3 protein-coding genes are annotated in these 663 nt (G+C 38.9%); 2 read left to right on the top strand and 1 reads right to left on the bottom strand.

Annotation, left to right across the window (positions count from 1 at the left end; translation table 11 throughout):
* The coding region (locus tag LGZ99_RS24985; RefSeq protein WP_390894061.1) for an HNH endonuclease at nt 1–177 on the top strand (177 nt) is incomplete at its 5' end.
* 15 nt (nt 178–192) lie between these two features.
* Complete coding sequence (locus LGZ99_RS24580) at nt 193–513, top strand: DUF7716 domain-containing protein (protein ID WP_133816365.1); 321 nt, start codon at nt 193–195, stop codon at nt 511–513.
* Nucleotides 514–567: 54 nt separating this feature from the next.
* Here the strand turns inward: LGZ99_RS24580 and LGZ99_RS25085 are convergent, their stop codons facing one another.
* Nucleotides 568–654: a DUF7706 family protein gene (locus LGZ99_RS25085; protein WP_449301377.1), complete on the bottom strand. Its 87-nt coding sequence runs from the start codon at nt 652–654 to the stop codon at nt 568–570.
* Nucleotides 655–663 lie beyond the last annotated feature (9 nt).

The following is a 663-nucleotide window of genomic DNA, read 5'->3' as shown; positions in this document are numbered from 1 at the left end:
TTTGAACGTACTAGCCCGCCTAATCATTCATGGCACCATAATGCTCAAAATCCAACTAAGATAGAACTTATTCCAAGATCTCAACATCAAGCGCCTGGCGCTGTACAGAAAAGCCTTCATCCAAATCAGGAAGGAGGATTTAAAAAGTTAGGTAGTGGAAAATGTGGTGGACTATAAATAATGAGGTAGTTTATGAAGTTAGTTTCTATTGCTGATGTATTATCGACCCCAGAAAATAATTCCAGCGAGTGGTTTTGCTTACCTCCAGATCAAAATAGTTGGACGTTAGAAACAGAAGGAGTTTTTTCTTTGAGTAGTGCTGATTTTCCACCTGATTCTGATGATTATTTACCTAAACAGGTAAAAGAAAACGGGTGGATTGAAGTTTTAGATGGAGGAACAATTGAAGAAGTAGTAGCTAATACTAAGGCCCAGTTAGACAATCCATCTCTTAATGATCTATTGAAGGCATTTATTTTTTATTTTGAAAATGATGCTTTTATGGAGTTTTAATTATATGAGATATGAGCCGGAAAGATCTTTGAGATCTTCCGGCCTTCTGATGATCTATCTTGGCGAATACCCACGGTAAGCCAGAGCGGATTGAAGCTTACCGATGGCATCCTTAATCTGATACGCTTCCTCGTCATTCACCGCGCAGGC

Source organism: Photorhabdus temperata (assembly GCF_025384845.1).
In the GTDB taxonomy this organism is placed as follows: domain Bacteria; phylum Pseudomonadota; class Gammaproteobacteria; order Enterobacterales; family Enterobacteriaceae; genus Photorhabdus; species Photorhabdus temperata.
This window is presented reverse-complemented; position numbering and strand designations above follow the sequence as displayed.